Annotated in this window: 17 protein-coding genes; 12 read left to right on the top strand and 5 right to left on the bottom strand. The window is 67.7% G+C overall.

Going from position 1 to position 18,510, the window contains the following annotated elements; all coding sequences use genetic code 11:
• Positions 1-76 precede the first annotated feature (76 nt).
• The 6 genes from yaaA (at position 77) to QFZ42_RS18625 (ending at position 5,475) form a co-directional block, all read left to right on the top strand.
• Complete coding sequence (yaaA, locus tag QFZ42_RS18650) at positions 77-859, top strand: peroxide stress protein YaaA (protein ID WP_307702385.1); 783 nt, start codon at positions 77-79, stop codon at positions 857-859.
• A 1-nt stretch (position 860) separates the two neighbouring features.
• Positions 861-1,700: a 2OG-Fe(II) oxygenase gene (locus tag QFZ42_RS18645; RefSeq protein ID WP_307702384.1), complete on the top strand. Its 840-nt coding sequence runs from the start codon at positions 861-863 to the stop codon at positions 1,698-1,700.
• Positions 1,701-1,715: 15 nt separating this feature from the next.
• Positions 1,716-2,615: an alpha/beta fold hydrolase gene (locus QFZ42_RS18640; RefSeq protein ID WP_307702383.1), complete on the top strand. Its 900-nt coding sequence runs from the start codon at positions 1,716-1,718 to the stop codon at positions 2,613-2,615.
• Positions 2,612-3,487 (top strand): NADPH-dependent 7-cyano-7-deazaguanine reductase QueF, encoded by an 876-nt coding sequence (gene queF, locus QFZ42_RS18635; RefSeq protein WP_307702382.1) that lies wholly within the window; start codon positions 2,612-2,614, stop codon positions 3,485-3,487. Before QFZ42_RS18640 ends, queF begins: the two co-directional genes overlap by 4 nt.
• Positions 3,488-3,599: 112 nt before the next feature.
• Positions 3,600-4,505: an SDR family NAD(P)-dependent oxidoreductase gene (locus QFZ42_RS18630; protein WP_307702381.1), complete on the top strand. Its 906-nt coding sequence runs from the start codon at positions 3,600-3,602 to the stop codon at positions 4,503-4,505.
• 79 nt (positions 4,506-4,584) lie between these two features.
• Positions 4,585-5,475 (top strand): LysR substrate-binding domain-containing protein, encoded by an 891-nt coding sequence (locus QFZ42_RS18625; protein WP_307702380.1) that lies wholly within the window; start codon positions 4,585-4,587, stop codon positions 5,473-5,475.
• Between the two features lie 24 nt (positions 5,476-5,499).
• Here QFZ42_RS18625 and QFZ42_RS18620 read toward each other — a convergent pair whose 3' ends face one another.
• Both QFZ42_RS18620 and QFZ42_RS18615 read right to left on the bottom strand, forming a co-directional pair.
• Positions 5,500-6,861: an MmgE/PrpD family protein gene (locus QFZ42_RS18620; RefSeq protein WP_307702379.1), complete on the bottom strand. Its 1,362-nt coding sequence runs from the start codon at positions 6,859-6,861 to the stop codon at positions 5,500-5,502.
• Between the two features lie 14 nt (positions 6,862-6,875).
• Entirely contained in the window at positions 6,876-8,039 is a 1,164-nt protein-coding gene (locus QFZ42_RS18615) for an acyl-CoA dehydrogenase family protein (protein WP_307702378.1), read from the bottom strand.
• Between the two features lie 153 nt (positions 8,040-8,192).
• Here QFZ42_RS18615 and QFZ42_RS18610 point away from each other — a divergent pair, with 153 nt between their 5' ends.
• From QFZ42_RS18610 to QFZ42_RS18590, 5 genes are all read left to right on the top strand, one after another.
• Positions 8,193-10,520, top strand: a complete 2,328-nt coding sequence (locus tag QFZ42_RS18610; RefSeq protein ID WP_307702377.1) for an acyl-CoA dehydrogenase — start codon at positions 8,193-8,195, stop codon at positions 10,518-10,520.
• Positions 10,521-10,564: 44 nt separating this feature from the next.
• On the top strand, positions 10,565-11,557 hold the full coding sequence (locus QFZ42_RS18605; protein WP_307702376.1) for a Bug family tripartite tricarboxylate transporter substrate binding protein: 993 nt from the start codon (positions 10,565-10,567) through the stop codon (positions 11,555-11,557).
• 3 nt (positions 11,558-11,560) lie between these two features.
• Positions 11,561-13,060 carry a class I adenylate-forming enzyme family protein gene (locus tag QFZ42_RS18600; protein WP_307702375.1) on the top strand — a complete coding sequence of 500 codons (1,500 nt, stop codon included), beginning with the start codon at positions 11,561-11,563 and terminating at the stop codon, positions 13,058-13,060.
• Positions 13,061-13,171: 111 nt separating this feature from the next.
• Positions 13,172-13,351: a DUF3606 domain-containing protein gene (locus tag QFZ42_RS18595; protein WP_126745678.1), complete on the top strand. Its 180-nt coding sequence runs from the start codon at positions 13,172-13,174 to the stop codon at positions 13,349-13,351.
• A 227-nt stretch (positions 13,352-13,578) separates the two neighbouring features.
• On the top strand, positions 13,579-14,256 hold the full coding sequence (locus tag QFZ42_RS18590; protein ID WP_307702374.1) for a hypothetical protein: 678 nt from the start codon (positions 13,579-13,581) through the stop codon (positions 14,254-14,256).
• Here the strand turns inward: QFZ42_RS18590 and QFZ42_RS18585 are convergent.
• From QFZ42_RS18585 to QFZ42_RS18575, 3 genes are all read right to left on the bottom strand, one after another.
• The gene (locus tag QFZ42_RS18585) at positions 14,202-15,482 is read right to left on the bottom strand and encodes a DNA topoisomerase IB (protein ID WP_307702373.1); all 1,281 of its coding nucleotides are present in this window, start codon (positions 15,480-15,482) and stop codon (positions 14,202-14,204) included. The two genes, QFZ42_RS18590 and QFZ42_RS18585, sit on opposite strands and share 55 nt — an antisense overlap.
• A gap of 107 nt (positions 15,483-15,589) precedes the next feature.
• Positions 15,590-16,282: a TIGR02117 family protein gene (locus QFZ42_RS18580; protein WP_307702372.1), complete on the bottom strand. Its 693-nt coding sequence runs from the start codon at positions 16,280-16,282 to the stop codon at positions 15,590-15,592.
• A 4-nt stretch (positions 16,283-16,286) separates the two neighbouring features.
• Positions 16,287-17,588: a Y-family DNA polymerase gene (locus QFZ42_RS18575; protein WP_444875728.1), complete on the bottom strand. Its 1,302-nt coding sequence runs from the start codon at positions 17,586-17,588 to the stop codon at positions 16,287-16,289.
• Between the two features lie 71 nt (positions 17,589-17,659).
• Between QFZ42_RS18575 and QFZ42_RS18570 the strand changes: the two genes are divergently transcribed.
• On the top strand, positions 17,660-18,505 hold the full coding sequence (locus QFZ42_RS18570; RefSeq protein ID WP_307702371.1) for an RNase A-like domain-containing protein: 846 nt from the start codon (positions 17,660-17,662) through the stop codon (positions 18,503-18,505).
• Positions 18,506-18,510 lie beyond the last annotated feature (5 nt).

Here is an 18,510-nt window from a genome sequence, read left to right as displayed (position 1 = left end):
CGTCGGTCACAGGGTGGGAATGGCGGCGATTTTACCGGCGCGGTACCCCGTCATCGGTGCGCCCGATAATTCCGCGATGCTGTTTCTGCTCTCCCCTGCGAAGTCGCTCGACTACGACACGCCCGTTCCCGATGAAATCCCCGCCACCCGACCCCATTTCGAGGCTCCCCGCGGCCCTTCGGTCGAACTGATCAAGCTGCTGCGCGAAAAATCGCCGCAGCAGATTTCCGAACTCATGCACCTGTCGGACAAGCTCTCCACCCTCAACGTGGCGCGCTACCAGGCCTGGGCCGGTAAAAGCACGCCGAAGAACGCCCGCCAGGCCGCTTTCGCATTCGACGGCGACGTCTACGGGGGCCTCGATGCCCGCTCGCTCACCCCGGCTCAGCTGGCTTGGGCGCAGGAGCACGTGTGCATCCTGAGCGGCCTCTATGGCCTTTTGCGGCCGCTCGACCTGCTGCAGCCCTACCGGCTGGAGATGGGCACGCCGCTTGCCAACGGCCATGGCAAGGACCTGTATGCCTTCTGGAGCTCGCGCATTGCAGAGCACCTCAACGAGCGTCTAGCCGCAGACCGCACACCCGTGGTGGTCAATGTCGCCTCGCAGGAATACTTCAAGTCGGTCGACCGGAAGGCGCTCAAGGCGCGCGTGGTCGAATGCGTGTTCGAGGAATGGAAGGGCGACAGGTACAAGATCGTGAGCTTCTACGCCAAGCGCGCGCGCGGCCTGCTCGCACGCTGGGCCGTGCTGCACAAGGCCGCCACGCCCAAGGCGCTGGAAAAATTCGATCTCGAAGGTTATGGTTTCGACGCCGAGGTGTCGAAAGCCGACAGGCTGGTATTCCGAAGGAAGACTTGAAATGTCACAGGCGATCAGTCCCGAGTTGAAGGAATGGCTGGTGTCGCAGCTCGCGGCAGGACATTCGGTGCCCACGCTGCGCGCCTCGATGCGCGCGGCCGGCTGGCAGGACGCGGCCACCGACCTCGCGCTGGCACAGCTCGAAGCCGGGTTTCCCCACGTGGAAGTGGCCAAGCCGAAGCGCACCGACATGCCCGGTCCCAACCTCGAAGGCGCGCCGCTCTACATCGATGCCGGCGACCGCCGCGTGCAGGTGCTGCACACCATGCAGCATCCGCGTGTCGTCGTCTTCGGCAACCTCTTGTCGCCCGAAGAGTGCGAAGGCCTGATTGCCGCGGCGCGGGTGCGGCTTGCGCGCTCGCTCACGGTCGAGACCCGCACCGGGGGCGAGGTGCTCAACGTCGACCGCACCAGCGACGGCATGTTCTTCGAGCGCAGCGAAAACGAGATCGTCACGCGCCTCGAGCAGCGCATTGCCGTGCTGCTGCGCTGGCCGGTGGAGTTCGGCGAAGGCCTGCAGATCCTGCGCTATGCGCCCGGCGCGCAGTACCGCCCGCACTACGACTACTTCGACCCCGGCGAGCCCGGCACGCCCACCATCCTCAAGCGCGGCGGCCAGCGTGTGGCCACGCTCGTGATGTACCTGCAGGAGCCCGAGCAGGGCGGCGCCACGACCTTCCCCGACGTGGGCTTGGAAGTGGCGCCCGTACGCGGCACCGGCGTGTTCTTCAGCTACGACGAACCCGACCCGGCCACGCGCACGCTGCATGGCGGTGCGCCCGTGCTGGCGGGCGAGAAGTGGGTGGCCACCAAGTGGCTGCGCGAACGCGAATTCAAATAGAAGACAGCAGAACCCATGAAGCTCCAGGCCAACGGATTGCAGATCGAGGTCGAAGACACCGGCGGCGAGGGCCGCCCGGTGGCCTTGCTGATCATGGGTCTGGGCATGCAGCTCGTCGGCTGGCCGCAAGCTTTCGTGCAGTCGCTGGTGGACGCCGGGTTTCGCGTGGTGCGCCACGACAACCGCGATATCGGCCTGAGCCAAGGCTTCGACCATGCGGGCACCGGCAACATCGTGTGGGAGAGCATTCGCCAACGCCTCGGCCTGCAGGTGCGGTCGGCCTACACGCTGCAAGACATGGCGCGCGATTCGCTGGGCGTGCTCGACGCACTGGGCATCAAGCATGCGCACGTCATCGGTGCCTCGATGGGCGGCATGATCGCGCAGCACCTGGCCGCCGAAGCACCCGACCGCGTCACCAGCCTCGTGAGCATCATGAGCTCCAGCGGCGCGCGCGGCCTGCCCGGGCCCAAAAGCGACGTGGCCGCCATGCTGCTGCGCCGACCGCTGGGTGGCGGCGAGGCCGAACTGGTGGCGCACAGCGTCAGGCTGCTCAGGCTCATCCAAAGCCCCGCCTATCCGCAAAGCACCGAGGAACTCACCGAGCGCCTCACCTTCAGCATGCGGCGCGCCTACCGCCCGGCCGGCATGTTCCGCCAGATGCTCGCCATTGGCGCCGATTCGCGCCGGCCCGAAGTGCTGCCGCGCATCAAGTGCCCGACGCTGGTGCTGCACGGCGAAGCCGATGCGCTGGTGCCGATGGCGTGCGGGCAAGACACCGCCAAGCGCATTCCAGGCTCGAAGTTCATCAGCATTCCCGGCATGGGCCACGACCTGCCGCCCGAGGTGTGCGCCATTCTCGTCAATCACATCGCCCCGTTCCTGCACGCGGCCGAAGAACACCACAAGCCATGAGCCTGGACAACATCCCCCCTAACCCGAACACGCCCGAGCAGTCGCAACTGGGCCGTGCCTCGGCCTACGCGGACAAATACGACCCGTCGCTGCTTTTTCCGATTGCGCGCGCCACCCAGCGCGAGGCCATGGGCATCGCCGCCGGTGCGCTGCCCTTCTTCGGCGCCGATCTCTGGACTGCGTTCGAAGTGAGCTGGCTCAATCTGCGCGGCAAGCCGCAACTGGCCATCGCGCACTTCACCATCCCGTGCGAAACGCCCAACATCATCGAGAGCAAGTCGTTCAAGCTGTATCTCAACAGCTTCAACAGCACCGCTTTCGCGAGCATCGACGCCGTGCGTGACCGCATGCGCACCGACCTGGCCGAAGCGCTCTGGCGCGGCAGCGACCAGTCCGCCGGCATTGGCGTGAAGCTGCTCGCCCCCGACCTGTTCGACCGCGAGCCGGTGCACGAACTCGACGGGCTCGACCTCGACCGGCTCGACATCGAGTGCACGCACTACCAGCCCGCGCCCGAGCTGCTGTCGAGCGACGCCACGCAGGTGCACGTGAACGAAACCCTCACCAGCCGCCTGCTCAAGAGCAACTGCCTCGTCACCGGCCAGCCTGATTGGGGCAGTGTGCAGATCCGGTACAGCGGCCCACCGATCGACCAGGCGGGCCTGCTCGCGTATATCGTGAGCTTTCGCAATCACAACGAATTCCACGAACCCTGCGCCGAACGCATGTTCACGGACATCTGGAGCCGCTGCAAACCGACCAAGCTCGCGGTGTATGCGCGCTACACGCGGCGCGGCGGGCTCGACATCAATCCGTTCCGCACCAGTTGGCCGCAGGCGCTGCCACCGAACATCCGGACGGCGCGCCAGTAAGCGAGCGCCGCCGAAGCCCCTCTTCGGAAATCAGAAACCCGCAGCGCAGCCCCTGTGGCATTCTGGATCTTCTGCCTGCGACACTGCGGGCAGCTATCCGGAGCAGACACACATGGTTGAAGGAAAAGTAGTTGTCGTCACCGGCGCGGGCGGCGGCATCGGCCGCGACATCGCGCTGGCCATGGCCAAGAGCGGCGCCAAGGTGGTGGTCAATGACATCGGCGCCGCGCTCGACGGCGAAGGCGGCAGCGCCGGCCCCGCGCAGCAGGTGGTCGACGAAATCCGCGCCGCGGGCGGCCAGGCCGTCCCCAACACCGACAGCGTGGCCGAGGCGGCCAGCGCGGCGCGCATCGTCGAATGCGCGGTCGAGAGCTTCGGCCGCATCGACGCCGTGATCAATAACGCCGGCATCCTGCGCGACCGCTTCTTCCACAAGATGTCGGTCGACGAATGGGACGCCGTGATCAAGGTGCACCTCTACGGCGCCTACTACGTGAGCCGCGCCGCGGCCACGCACTTCAAGGAGCAGAACTCGGGCGCCATGGTGCACATGACCTCGACCTCGGGTCTCATCGGCAACTACGGCCAGGCCAACTACGCCGCGGCCAAGCTCGGGATCGCGGCGCTGTCGAAGTCGATTGCGCTCGACATGCTCAAGTTCAACGTGCGTTCCAACTGCATCGCACCCTTCGCATGGAGCCGCATGATCGGCGCCATTCCCACCGACACCGACGAGCAGCGCGCCCGCGTCGACAAGATCAAGCAGATGACGCCCGCCAAGGTGGCGCCGCTCGCCGTGTACCTTGCGAGCGATGCGGCCGGCGCGGTCAACGGCCAGATCTTTTCGGTGCGCAACAACGAGATTTCGCTCATCAGCCAGCCGCGGCCGGTGCGCTCCATCCACCGCTCCGAAGGCTGGACGCCGGAGAGCATTGCCGAGCACGCCATGCCCGCCATGCGCGCGAGCTTCTATCCGCTGGACCGCTCGGCGGACGTGTTCAGCTGGGACCCGGTCTGAGGTCAAACCCCGAGAAGGGCGCACACGGCGCCATTCGCCCGACAATGCACGCTTCTTTCCTTTCTGGCGCGCTTGTCCGGTGAACCTGCATTTCGACCTGTTCGACCTGAAACTGTTCGTCTACGTGGCGGATGCGCGCAGCCTCACGCGCGGCGCCGAGAAAGCCTGCATCTCGCTGGCGGCGGCCTCCACCCGCATCAAGCAGATGGAAGAGGCCGTGGGCGGCAAGCTGCTCCATCGCAGCGCGCAGGGCGTGACGCTCACGGCCGCGGGGCAGGCCGTGCTGTATCACGCCAAGCGCGTGATGCAGCAGATGGAGCACCTGCGCTGCGACATGCAGGATTTCGGCAAGGGCATCAAGGGCCATGTGCGCGTGTTTGCCAACACCACGTCCATCACCGAATACCTGCCGCAGAAGCTCGCCGGTTTTCTCACGCAGCACCCCGCCGTGCAGGTCGATTTGCGTGAATACCTGAGCGAAGAAATCGTGCGCGCGGTGGCCGACGGCGAGGCCGACATCGGCATTCTGGCCGGCGACGTGCACACCGGCGAGTTCGATGCACGACCGTTCGGCCGCAACCAGCTCGTGCTGGTGGTGCCCGCCACGCACCCTCTCGCGGGCGCGGCCTCGGTGGCCTTTGCAGACACGCTCGACGAGCAGCACGTGGGCCTGCACCACGGCAGCGCCATCCACCGCTTTCTGCAGCGCCGCGCCGAGCTGGCGGGCCGGGGCTTCAATCCGCGCATCCAGGTCAGCAGCTTCGAGGCGATCTGCCTGATGATCGAAGCGGGCGTGGGCGTCGGCGTGCTGCCGGCCTCGTCGGCACAGCGGCTGTCGATGGCGATGCGGATTTCAACCGTCGCCCTCAGCGATGCCTGGGCGGAGCGCGAGCTCAAGCTCATCGCGCGCAACCGCGAACAACTGCCGGCCTCGGCGCGCGAGCTGTTCGACCACCTCGTCGCGCCTTAGCGCTGTCGCGGATGCTTGCTGTCTTCAGGGCAGCCAGCGTTCCACGCGTGGGGCATCGGCCAATTGCCAGATGCGCTGGCACAGCGCCTTGGCCTCGTCGGCCGTGGCGCCCTCGCCGTAGTGCGCGAGGCGCTGCATCTTGTCCTCGATCTCGGCGCGGCTCAGGGTGTTGCCCGGGTCGCCCTTGGGTTCGTCCACACGGCCCTGCAGCGTGCGGCCATCCGCCGTCTCGACGCTGACCTTGCCGATCCAGCGCGCGGGATAGGCGGTGTCGACCTCCGCATCGAGCTGCATCGCCACCTTGTCGCGGAACGCCGCCACCTCGGGTGCGAGAAAGTCGCGGTCGAATTCGCCGAGCCCGGCGCGGCCATGCACCGCGATCAGGCCCAGCACCGTGCCCATCGAGAACTTGCCCTGGTGCACCGTGGCCGGCACGGTGACGCGGCCCAGCACGTCGATGGCGCCCTGGTGCACGTGCGTGGTCACGCGGGTCACGTCGGCAGGCTTCAGCTTGTGCTGCGTCATCACCTGCAGCAACGCATCGGCTGCGGGATGCGTGTGGCGGCAGGAGGCGTGGAACTTGAACGAGGTCTCGGCCAGTGCCCAGCGCGTGCCGAGGCGGTCGGTAAGCCGTGCCGGATCGGCATCGCTCGACATGCCGACCCCGAGCCCTTGCGCGCCCTCGAGCACTTTCGCGGCGCCCGTGAAGCCGTCCTGCGCCAGGTACGCCGACATCAAACCGCTGGCGGCCGCATGCGCGCAGTGCAGCTGCTTCGAATCCGCGGCATCGCGCAGGAACTCCCACAGTCCGGCCGATTGCGTGCCGGCCGAGCCGAAGGCATGCAGCATCCGCTGCGGCGTGAGGTTCAGAAGAAGACCCACCGCCGCAGCAGCGGCGAGCGTGCCCGCCGTCGCGGTGGTGTGAAAGGTCTTGTAGTGCGAGCGTCCCAGGAACTCGCCGACACGGATGCCGACCTCGTAGCCCGCCACCACCGCGGTCAGCAACTGCGCGCCGCTGGCTCCGATGCTCTGCGCCACGGCCAGGGCGGGCGCAATGACCACGGCCGCGGGGTGGAACACCGAGCCGTTGTGCACATCGTCCTGTTCCACGTAGTGCGAGGCCGCCGCATTGACGAGCGCGGCAAACACCGGCGAGCTGGTGCGACGCGAAGTGAGTATTTCGCTCGGCCCATCGGCGGGCCCCATCATCTGCGCGAAGCGCTCGATGCTGCGCACCGGCCGCGCCGTGCGCGCCGCGAGCACCGAGCCCAGCCAGTCGAGCATCAGGTCTTCGGTGCGGCGCAGCACGGGTGCGGGGATGTCCGCGAACTTCAGTTCGGCCGCAAAGGTGGCGAGCACCTGGCTCGGATGGTTCGAAGCGGTCATGGGGTGCGGCTCCTTCAGAACGAACGTGGAAGGCCGAGCATGTGCTCCGCCACATAGCTCAGGATGAGGTTGGTCGAGATCGGCGCCACCTGGTAGAGCCGCGTCTCGCGGAACTTGCGCTCGATGTCGTATTCGCACGCAAAACCGAAGCCGCCATGGAACTGCAGGCAGGCATTGGCCGCCTCCCAGCTGGCCTTGGCCGCCAGGTACTTGGCCATGTTGGCCTGCGCGCCGCAGGGCTCGCGCGCATCGAACAGGCGGCAGGCTTCATAGCGCATGAGGTTCGCGGCCTCGATCTCGATGAAGGCCTCGGCAATCGGAAACTGCACGCCCTGGTTCTGGCCGATGGGCCGGCCGAACACCACGCGTTCCTTGGTGTAGGCGGTGACTTTGTCGATGAACCAGTAGCCGTCGCCGATGCATTCGGCCGCAATCAGCGTGCGTTCGGCATTGAGCCCGTCGAGGATGTACTTGAAGCCCTGGCCTTCTTCGCCGATCAGGTTCTCGGCGGGAATCTCGAGGTTCTCGAAGAACAGCTCGTTGGTCTCGTGGTTGACCATGTTGAGGATGGGCCGCACGGTCATGCCCTTGCCGATGGCTTCTCGCAGGTCGACGATGAAGATCGACATGCCCTCGGACTTCTTCTTCACGTCCGCGAGCGGCGTGGTGCGCGCCAGCAGGATCATCAGGTCCGAATGCTGGATGCGCGAGATCCACACCTTCTGCCCGTTGATCACGTAGCGGTCGCCTTTCTTCACGGCCGTGGTCTTGATCTTGGTGGTGTCGGTGCCGGTGCTGGGCTCGGTCACGCCCATCGACTGCAGGCGCAGCTCACCGGTGGCGATGCGTGGCAGGTATTCGCGCTTCTGGGCCTCGCTGCCGTGGCGCAGCAGCGTGCCCATGTTGTACATCTGGCCGTGGCAGGCACCCGAGTTGCCGCCGCAGCGGTTGATCTCTTCCATGATGACCGAGGCTTCGGTCAGCCCGAGGCCGGAGCCGCCGTACGCCTGCGGAATGAGCGCGGCCATCCAGCCCGCCTTGGTGAGCGCGTCGACGAACTCGGCGGGGTAGCCGCGCGCCTCGTCGATCTTGCGGAAGTATTCGTTGGGAAACTCGGCGCACAGGTCGCGCACGGCGTCGCGAATGTCGGAAAAACGGGCGTCGTTGCTGTTGTTCACGGCTGTTCAATCCCGGCGCGGGAAGTCTGGTCTTGGATCTTGGTCATTCACCGAATCTATGCCTCTCTCGCGCGAGACGGGTCTGTGATTGCGAAACCCTCCCTTCGGCAAATGCAAATGTTGGCGGCCGGGATGTTCTGTCACGCTGCGGCAATGGATATCGAATCACTCTCCGCCATGCGCGAGGCCGCGCTCGACTACTTCGTTCGCAGCCGCTCAATCCAGCGGCGGCGCGAGCGCATGGAGCGGCCCGGTGCCGATGAAGCCCAGGGCTGGAGCGCGCTCGCCGAATTGGGCTGGACCGGCATGCTGGCGCCCGAGCTGGCGGGCGGCCTGGCGCTGGGCCTCACGGGCGCCGCGCAAATCCTGCGGGCCGCGGGCGAACACGTGGCGCCCGAACCGCTGCTGGCCGTCGCGGGCCTCAGCGCGCTGCTTCTCGCGCAGCTCGACTCGCCGCGTGCGCAAACCCTGCTCGCGGAACTCGTTGCCGGCCGCAGCCTGCCGGCGCTCGCCTGGCAAGAGAGCGCAGGCGACCTGAGCGCCGTGCCACTGGCCTGCGGCTGCGAGCCGCGCGCGGGGCATGCCGACGGCGTGTTGCTGCAGGGCGAAAAACTCATGGTGCTGCCCGGCGCTGCGGCCAGCGGCTGGCTGGTGTCGGCGAGGGGCAGCGACGATGCGGTACTGCTGTGGGTGCCGCGCGGCACGGCCGGGGTCAGCGAAACCCTGATGCCGTTGGTGGATGGAAGCCAGGCCGCGAGCCTGCGCTTTGAACAAGTGGAGCTGCCGCCGGACGCGGTGCTGGCCGAGGGGCCCGGCGCGCAGGAGGCGCTGCGCCATGCGCTCGCAGCCGGGCAGATCCTGCAGGCCGCCGAGCTGCTGGGCGTGGGGCAGGCCATGCTCACCCAGACGCTGGCCTACCTGCGCACACGCTCGCAGTTCGGCAAGCCCATCGGCAGCTTCCAGGCGCTGCAGCACCGCTGCGTGGACATGTTCATTCATCTCGAAGTGGCGCAAGCCTCGTTGGCGGAGGTGCTGGCGCTGGCGGGCCAGGGGCTTGCTGCCGAACGGCTCGAAGCCGAAGCCAGCCGCGTGAATGCCCGCTGTACCGCCGCGGCACTGCAGGTCTCGCGCGCGGCGGTGCAGCTGCATGGCGCCATCGGCTACACGCAGGAGTGCGACCTGAGCCTGTACTACAAGCGCACGCTGTGCCTTTCGGCGTGGCTCGGCAATGTCACGGCGCACCAGCGCCGCCATGCGATGCTGGCCGAAGGTGGGGACCCGCGAACGGGCGAGGCCGAATGGCAAGGCGAATTTCCGCGCATGGCCGACTGGAGCGCCATGCCCGAGGCGGAGTTCCGCCGCATGGTGCGCGGCTTTCTGCAGCAGCGGTACCCGCAGCCGCTGCGCTACCTTTCGCACCGAGCCCGCTGGAGCGAGATACGCGACTGGTATCTCACGCTCTCGGAACAAGGTTGGATCGCACCGGCCTGGCCGCAGGCGCACGGCGGCATGGGGCTTCCGGCCGACAAGCTCATTGCATGGATCGAGGAACTCGAGCAGTACGGGGTCGCGCGCACGCCCGACCAGGGCATCGTGATGATCGGGCCGCTGTTGATCCAGCACGGCACGCCAGAGCAGCAGGGCCGTTTTCTGCCGCGCATCCTGAGCGGTGAGCATGTGTGGTGCCAGGGCTATTCGGAGCCCAACGCCGGCTCCGACCTGGCCGGGCTGCGCACCGAAGCCGTGGCGGGGCACGACGCGGAGGGCGATCACTTCATCGTCAATGGCCAGAAGATCTGGACCACGCTGGCGCAGGACGCCAACCACATCTTCATGCTGGTGCGCACCGACAAGGCCGCGCGCAAGCAGGAGGGCATCAGCTTTCTGCTGTGCGACTTGCGCACGCCGGGCATCACGGTGCGGCCGATCCACACGCTCTCGGGCGAGCCCGAGTTCTGCGAGGTGTTCTTCGACAACGTGCGCGTACCGGCCGAAAACCTGGTCGGCAAGCTGCACGGCGGCTGGACCATCGCCAAGGCGCTGCTGGGCTTCGAGCGCATCTTTCTCGGCAGCCCCAAGCAGTCGCAATACGCCCTGGGACAGCTCGCGCGGCTGGCAGAGGCGCGGCGCCTCTTTGCCGACCCGGTGTTCGCGCAGCGCTTTGCGGCGCTGCGGCTCGACGTGCTCGACCTGTCGGCCGCGTACACGGGCTTTGCCGACATCGTGCGTGCGGGCAAGCCGCTGCCCGCGTCGGTGTCGCTGCTGAAGATATGGGCCAGCGAAACCTACCACCGCATCGGTGCGCTGCTGGTCGAGGCTGGGGAAGAGCAGGGCGCCGTGGCCGGCGACCAGGTGCTCGACGGGCAGAGCTTCAACGTGCTGTCGCCATTGATCGGCTCGACGGCCGCAATGATCTACGGCGGCACCAACGAGATCCAGCGGAACATCCTCGCTCGGCAGGTGCTCGATCTGGCAGTTTGAGCAGGGCGCGTCGACTCGAGAAATAAACAACGGAGACAAAGCCAATGGAACCCACCGACTTCACAAGGCGGCATGCCGTCGCCGCGCTGGCAAGCAGCGCATTGCTGGCCGCACTGCCTACGCGCGCCTTTGCGCAGCAGCCACAGCAGATGCCGCCTCTCATCAAACTCGTGGTCGGCTACTCCGCCGGCGGCCCGGTGGACGGTGCGGCGCGGCTGCTCGCGCCCGCACTGAGCCAGGAGCTCGGCACGCAGGTCATCGTGGACAACCGGCCCGGCGCCAGCGGCTCTGTGGGCGGCGATGCGGTCGCCAAGGCTGCGCCCGATGCCGCGATGCTGTTCTTCGGCGCGAGCCCGACGATCACCATCAACCCGAACATCCAGCGCAAGATGCCGTTCGATCCGATGAAGGACCTGACACCCATCGCACCGCTGGTCGACTACACCAATGTGCTGGTGGTCAACAAGGATTTGCCGGTGCACAGCGTGGCCGAGCTGCTGGCCTACGCGAAGGCCCGGCCCGGCAAGGTGTTCTACGGATCGGCCGGCATCGGCGCGTCCAACCACCTGAGCGGTGCCCTGCTCGAGAAGATGACCGGCGTGCAGCTCACGCACGTGCCGTACAAGGGCAGCGCGCCCGCGCTGGCCGACGTGATGGGCGGCACCGTGACGATGATGTTCGACATCATCGCCACCTCGCGCCCGTTCATTCAGTCGGGCAAGCTGCGCGCGCTGGCCGTCACTTCGCGCCAGCGCAACCGCATGCTGCCCGACGTGCCGACCATGATCGAATCAGGCGTCGCCGGCTACGACCTGGGCGGGTGGTTCGGCCTTTACGGACCTGCGCGCATGGACCCGGCGCTGGTCGCCCGCATCAACGCGGCCGCGCACAAGGCGCTGGCGCGCGAGGAGATTGCCAGTCGCCTGCGCGAGCAGGGCTACGAGGTCTGGAGCGGCGGCGCGGACCTGCTCGCGGCCAAGGGCCAGTCCGACCGCAAGCTCTGGGCGACAGCGTCCAAGGGCATCGAGGCGGAATAGCCGATGGCGCCCACGCGAATCCACGAACTGCTCGAGGCGCGTGCGGCGCGCTCGCCCGACGCGGCTTTTCTCTTCGGGCCTGCGGGTAGCGTGTCGTATGCGGAGTTGCAGGCCATGGCCGAGGCAGCAACGCAAGACCTGCTTGCGACCGGCGTGCAGCCGACCGACCGCGTGGTGCTGGTGGCCGAGAACTGCGCCGAGCACATTGCGCTGATCATGGCGTGCAGCCGCGTGGGGGCTTGGTCGTGCGGCGTCAATGCGCGCATGTCCCCCGGCGAGATTGCGGCGATTGCCGAGCGCGCCGACGCACGTCTGTGCTACTTCACCACCGGCGCTTCGGAGGCCGCGCTCCAGCACGCGGTGCGCGCGGGCGCCACCTCGTCGGCACTGCCCGGCGTGATGCGCTCGCCCCCGCGCGCTGAGGCTCGCCCGGAGGCCGACCCTGCGCTGGCGGCCGCGGCCGCCATCATCTTCACGTCCGGCACTTCAGGCACGCCGAAGGGCGTGATGGTGTCGCATCGCGGGCTGCTGCATTTCGGTCGCGTGTCGGCGCGCGTGCGCTCGCTGGGCGAGCGCGACCGGGTCTACGCCTTCTTGCCGATGACGCACATCTTCGGCATTGGCACGGTGCTCATGGCAGCGCTCACCGGTGGCGCAGCGCTGGTGCTGCGCGCGAGCTTCTCGCCGGCCGACATGCTGCAGGCGCTGGCGCATGAACAGGTGTCGAACCTGCTCGGCCCTCCCACCATGTATGCGCGCCTGCTGGCGCACATCGAGGCGGAGCGCACCGCGCCGCGCTTTCCGTCGCTTCGCTATGTGTATACCGGTTCGGCACCGCTCGACCTGGGGCTCAAGCAGCGCGTCGAGACGCTGTTCGGCCAGCCGCTGCACTATGGCTACGGCCTGTCGGAGTACGCCGGTTCGGTGTTCCTGACGCGCGTCGAGGCGCCGCGCGCGGACACGGCCGCGGGGTACCTCGTCGAAGGCGGCGAGGCGCGCATCGTCGGAGCCGATGGCAACGATGTCGCGCCGGGCGACACAGGCGAGATCTGGCTGCGCGGCCCGGGCCTCATGCTCGGCTATTTCCGTGATGCGGCAGCCACGGCGCAGGTGATGCGCCCGGGCGGCTGGTACGCGAGCGGCGACCTCGGGCGCTTCGATGCCGACGGCGCGCTGTTCGTGGTCGGCCGGCTCAAGGAGATGATCATCCGCTCGGGCTTCAACGTCTATCCCGCGGAGATAGAAACGGTGATCGGCCGCTTCGAGGGCGTGCATCTTTGCGCGGTGGTGGGCGTGCCCGAGGCCGACGGCAACGAGCAGATCGTCGCCTTCGTTGAGATGAAGCCTGGTGCGGTGCTGGACGAGCCCGCGCTGCGCACTTACCTGACGGAGCATCTCTCGCCCTACAAGCGCCCGGCGCGCATCGAAACCATCGACGCCCTGCCCACCACGGCCAACGGCAAGGTGCTCAAGCGGGAACTGCAGGCACGCTGCGGCCAGTAGGTACCCCTCGCTGCTCGGACTTTTCCTGCATGCGGCCGCGCCGCCGTCCTCCAGTCCGGCGCCTCGAAAAGTTGCATCGTGGCTGCATCACCTAGCAAGCATGAGAACACCATGGCAGACGATCCGAGCAAGCGCGGCCCGCAAGACCGGAGCCGCATCAATGTCAATGAGCCGCACGAGGTGCGCTACTGGACCCAGACGCTGGGCGTCACCGAGGCGCAACTGCGCTCGGCTGTGGCGGCAGCGGGCGTCGAGGTCAAGGACGTGCGGGTCTATCTCGGCAAACCCTAGCTTCGCCTCGCAATTCCGCCGATGGCCTGTTTTTGCAATGCCCAAGAGCCGAAAGCGTAGGTGCGCTCCTACACTCGGCGCGGGAGGTGGAGCCGATACTTCTTGACTTTCCTTCGCTTGAGGAAGCGCAAAGTGAACGTGCCCATTGCCGCCCCCCGACCTGCAGGCCACAGCCGCCTGCCGGCCTCTGCATCGAACGAGGCGAAGCCTTCGGCTGCCGCCGCGCAATGAAGGCCTCACCCGGAGCCCGCAGCTGGATTGCCGCCGGCGTACGCCATGAACTGCTCACGCGTGCGCTGCCGGCATTGCGCCACGACATGGCGGCGCCGGTCTCGGTCATACGCATGGCGCTGCTGATGCTCAAGCGCCAGGTCAGCGTGCCGACCATCGATGCGCCCGCATGCGAGGAGCGCGTGGCGCTGATCGACAACCAGGTGTCCGAACTTGTCGAAGGCATACGCTCGCTGCGCGACTGGGAACTGGCCACGACCGATGAAGGCATCACGCGCAGCGCGTTGGTGATGCAGTGCGTGGGCCTGATGCGCGCGGCCTTCGACATGCATGGCGTGGTGCTGGACGTGGACCCCGCGCTCGATCCGCGCGAGGACGAAGCCCGCCGGCCTCAAGGGGCGGCGTTGCGCTACCTGCTTCTCGGCGCGCTCGGCTATCTGCATGACGGCCCGTCCGAAGCCGGCGCCATACGGATCGATGCCGACGGTGCCGACGCGCTTCGGCTGAGCGCCTTGCCGCGCGAGTCCGGCGGCGTCAGTCCCGTGCTCGACGCGCACCGGGCGCCGCGCGCGCTGGCCATCGACGCCATCGCGCTCCAGAGCCTGGCCGAAGACCTGGGCTACACGCTGGCGCTGGAGCGCGACAGCGTGCGTTTTTCGCTCGCTCCGGGCTGAGGCCTTCGCCGCGCCGCGGTGCGGCGATGGTGCGGCAGGGCCTTGGCGTTGCGCTTCGTGTCCGCCTTGCGTGCCTCGCGCAGTTCGCGCGCCTGGCTTTGCCCATGCGCCCGCAAAAAGGCGAGCAGCCGCTGTTCCGCGGCATGGAGGCCGCGCGTGCGCCGCGCTGCGGTGCGCGCCGACATCTTCCGCAGCACCTCCGCCGATGCGTCCTCGCCATCGCGATCGCCCGCGAGCGCGCTGCCCAGCGCCAGCACGGCGGGATGCACATAGGCCTTCCTGCACACGGCGGGCGTGTTGCCGAGCTGTTTCGCGACCGCGGCAAGGATTTCCTTGGCGCTGTAGCGGCTGCCGTCCGCGGCCGTGCGGCCCGGCTCGCAAGCCAGCCGCGTGAGCTCCAGCGCCTGCACGGTGCCGTGCCAGGTGCGAAAGTCTTTAGCAGTGAAGCGCTCGCCCGGCGAGGCTTCGGCCAGATAGTCGTTCACGTCGGTGGACGACACGCTGCGGAGTTCGCCGTCTTCGTCCTGATACTGGAACAAGGCCTGGCCGGGCAACTGCTGGCATTGGCGCACCACCTTCGCCACCCGCGGGTCGTCCAGCAGGGCTTCGTGCATCACGCCGCTCTTGCCGCGAAAGCGCAGCCGAAGCGCCGCGCCCTGCACTGCGGCGTGCCGGTTGCGCAGCGTCGTGAGTCCGTAAGAGCCGTTGCTGCTCGCGTACTCCTCGTTGCCCACGCGAAGCAGCGTGGTGTCGAGCAGGCGCACCAGCGCGGCCAACACCTGCTGGCGCCCCGGCGGCGCCGTTCCGCTGCCCTGCTGCAGGTCGCGCGCCACGCGCGCGCGGATGCGCGGCAGCGCGAGCCCGAAGGCTTCGAGGCGTTCGAACTTGGTTTCGTCCTTGAAGAGCCGCCAGTCCGGGTGGTAGCGGTATTGCTTGCGTCCGCGCGCGTCGATGCCGGTGGCCTGCAAATGGCCGTTCGGCAGCGGGCAGATCCACACCTGGGTGTAGGCCGGCGGAATTGCCAGCATCCGGATGCGCGAGAGCTCGTCCGCATCGCGCACCCATCGGCCCTGTGCATCGCGATAGCGAAACCGATCGCCTTGCTTCAGGCGCCGGATGCCCGGCATGTCGGGGTTCACATAGACGAGGCCGTTGGCGATCGGCGTCGGCTTTGCAGGCAGTGGTGGCGGGGAGGGCGGTGAAGGCGATGTGGAGCGTGCCGGCATGTGGTTTCCGTGGAAACGGTACCCGTCGCTTGTGCCTGCACCGGCAACCGCCGCCTGTAGGACGACGCACGCGCCGCCGGTGCGATGGAGGCTCTTTGTTCCTGGAGTCAGGGCCGGACCGGCTCCAGGTGCCACACCACATTGAAATCGAACGGCGTCCACCGGCTCACCTTGACCCCCGCCTGCCGCAGGCCACGCCCGGTCCAGGTGTTGCAGGTCTCAAAGAGGTGGTAGCCGCCTTCGGCTTCGTAGAAGGCGTCGTTGTTGCCGTAGTGAGTGCCGGCGATGGGCGTTGCGCGACCCGAAGGCAGCGCGGCGCGCACGTAGCCCGCGAGTTGCGCGTACTGCGCTTCCGAGAGCGGCAGGCGGAAGGCGTTCTTGCGCAACGAGGCGCGCGAGAGATAGCTCACGTGCAGCAGCGCGCGGTTGCCGCCAAGCATCGCGCCGAGCGCGCGCGAGGCCGTCAGGTCGCCCCAGGTGGGCGTGTTCAGGTAGAACTCGCGGTCGCCCCAGCCGATGGCGATGAACTCGGCATCGGGCGGCACGGCCTTGAAGTGCGCGAGCGGAAAGAGCTGCCTCCAATCGACACCCGTCGAGCGGATCGGAAACACCAGGTCGGTGTGCACCCCGTTGCTCAGCACCCAGGCCTGCACCGCGGTCGTGTTCTCGGCGACAGTGGCCGAGGGCCCTGCGTTGGCGGGCCAGAACATCAGCACGCAGGCCGTGCCCACATACAACCCGACCAGGGCCACGAAGCCCAGCAATGTGAATGCGGCTCGCCTGAGCCAACGTCCGGCCATGGGATCAGAACAGCGACGCGGTGGTCGCTGCCGCTTCCGGCGGCACGCGCTGCGCACTCGCTCCGGTGAGTGCCGCCGCCTCGGGGCTGCCGGCCTTTGCGAGCGCGCCCACGCGCACGCCCAGGAGGCGCAGCGGACGCTCGAGCGGCACGCGCTTGAGGCACAGTCCGCCGATCTGGCGGATGGTCTTGCCGTCGGCGGTGTAGCGGTCGATGGTCTGGTCGCGCGTGGCAATCTTGAAGTCGTCGTAGCGCAGCTTGATGCCGATGGTCTTTCCCACATAGCCCTTGCGCTGCAGGTCTTCGGCCAGCTTCTCGCACAGGTGGGTGAAGATGGCGCCGAGCTCCGCACGGTCACGCACCGCATGCAGGTCGCGGTCGAAGGTGGTTTCGCGGCTCATCGACACGGGCTCGCTCTCGGTGACCACCGGCCGGTCGTCGCGGCCCCAGGCCACTTCGTGCATCCACGCGCCGGTGGATTTGCCGAAGTTCTGGATCAGCCAGTCGCGGTCGCGCGCCGCGAGCTCGCCCACGGTCTCGATACCGAAGCGCTTGAGCTTCTCGTCGGCCTTGGGGCCGATGCCGTTCACCTTGCGGCAGGACAGCGGCCAGATGCGCGTCTGCAGGTCGTCCTCGTAGACGATCGAAATTCCATTGGGCTTGTTGAACTCGCTCGCCATCTTGGCAATGAGCTTGTTGGGCGCCACGCCGATCGAGCAGGTGAGACCGGTGGCGTCGTGAATGGTCTTCTGGATCAGCCGCGCCAGCGAGCGCCCGCCGTCGCGCTGGCCGCCGGGCACGTCGGTGAAGTCGATGTACACCTCGTCCACGCCGCGGTCTTCCATCAGCGGCGCGATCTCCCGGATGATCTGCTTGAAGCTGCGCGAATACTTGCGGATCTCCTCGAAATCCACCGGCAGGATGATGGCCTGCGGGCACAGCTTGGCGGCCTTCATCAGCCCCATCGCCGAGCCCACGCCGAACTGCCGCGCCGGGTAGGTGGCCGTGGTGATCACGCCGCGGCCCGCGTAGTCTTTCAGCCGCGGAAAAGCCTCGATCGGAATGTCGGCCAGCGTGCCGCCCTCCGGCACATGGCGAATCGCCTCGTCCACGCTGCGCCGTCCGCCGCCGATCACCACCGGCAGCCCCTTGAGCTGCGGATAGCGCAGCAGCTCGACCGACGCGAAGAAGGCGTCCATGTCGAGGTGGGCGATGCGGCGGATCGGAGGCGTTGGCACGGGCGGGGAACTCACGGCACCGATTGTCTCGCGGCCGGCCCGTGTCTGCGCGCCGGCGCGTGCATGCATGCCAGAATGCGGCGGACCGCGGTTTTGACCGTCCGATGGCATCGAAGGCATGGGAAGGAAAGGGATCTGGCATGGATGACGAAGTCGAAGGATTGAGCGTCGCGCTGACACCGGTTCAGATGGCGGCGGTGTTGGGCGACCAGGAGGTGCCCGAATCCGCGAGCTTGAGCAATCGGCTCTGGGGCACCGTGGGGCTGGTGGGCGGCGTCGTGGAACTGCTCGGCGCCGGCGTGCTTTGCGTCGCACCCGAGCCCACAATGATGACCAAGGCCGGCTGCGTGGTGCTGGGCGTGCACGGCTACGACACCCTGACAACCTCGAGCCGCCAGGTCTGGACCGGCACCCCACAGCGCACGGTGACCGCCGTGACGGCCAGCTCGGCGGCCGAGGCGCTGGGTGCTTCGCGCGAAACGGCCGACGGCATCGGTCTTGCGGTGGACATCGCGGTGCCGCTGGCCGTGGCTTCCGGGTTGGTCGTCGCGCGAGTGATCGCGGTGCGCGCCGGCCGGTTTCGCCTGGAGCCGGTCGACCTGTTGCGGCATGAAGGGCCGCTGAACACCAAGATCGGCGGCCACACGATCCGCGAGCATGTCGGCAAGACTGAGGTAGAACTTTTCGAGCGCTTGGTGAAGAAGCCGTCGCTGCCCAAGGTGTCGTCGTTCCACAACCTCGACATCGCGGAGCGCGCCATTAGCGCCACCGTTCGTGCCAACGCCAGGGCCATCAAGGCGTGGTCGCGCTCGGCCGCCACCGGCTCAAAGCCCATGGTGTTCGAGCACAACGTGGGCAGCGTGGTGGGCATCGGCGTACAGCGGGGCAGCAGCACCGTCAGCCAGCTGAGCAGCGTGCGCGTGATCCTGAACATGAAGAGCTACAACGGAATGCCGTACTACATACTGACGGCGCACCCCTTCTGAAGCCA

This window comes from Variovorax paradoxus, from assembly GCF_030815855.1.
GTDB lineage: Bacteria > Pseudomonadota > Gammaproteobacteria > Burkholderiales > Burkholderiaceae_C > Variovorax > Variovorax paradoxus_M.
The sequence above is the reverse complement of the archived record's forward strand: the minus strand, read 5'-3'. Positions and strand labels throughout refer to the sequence as shown.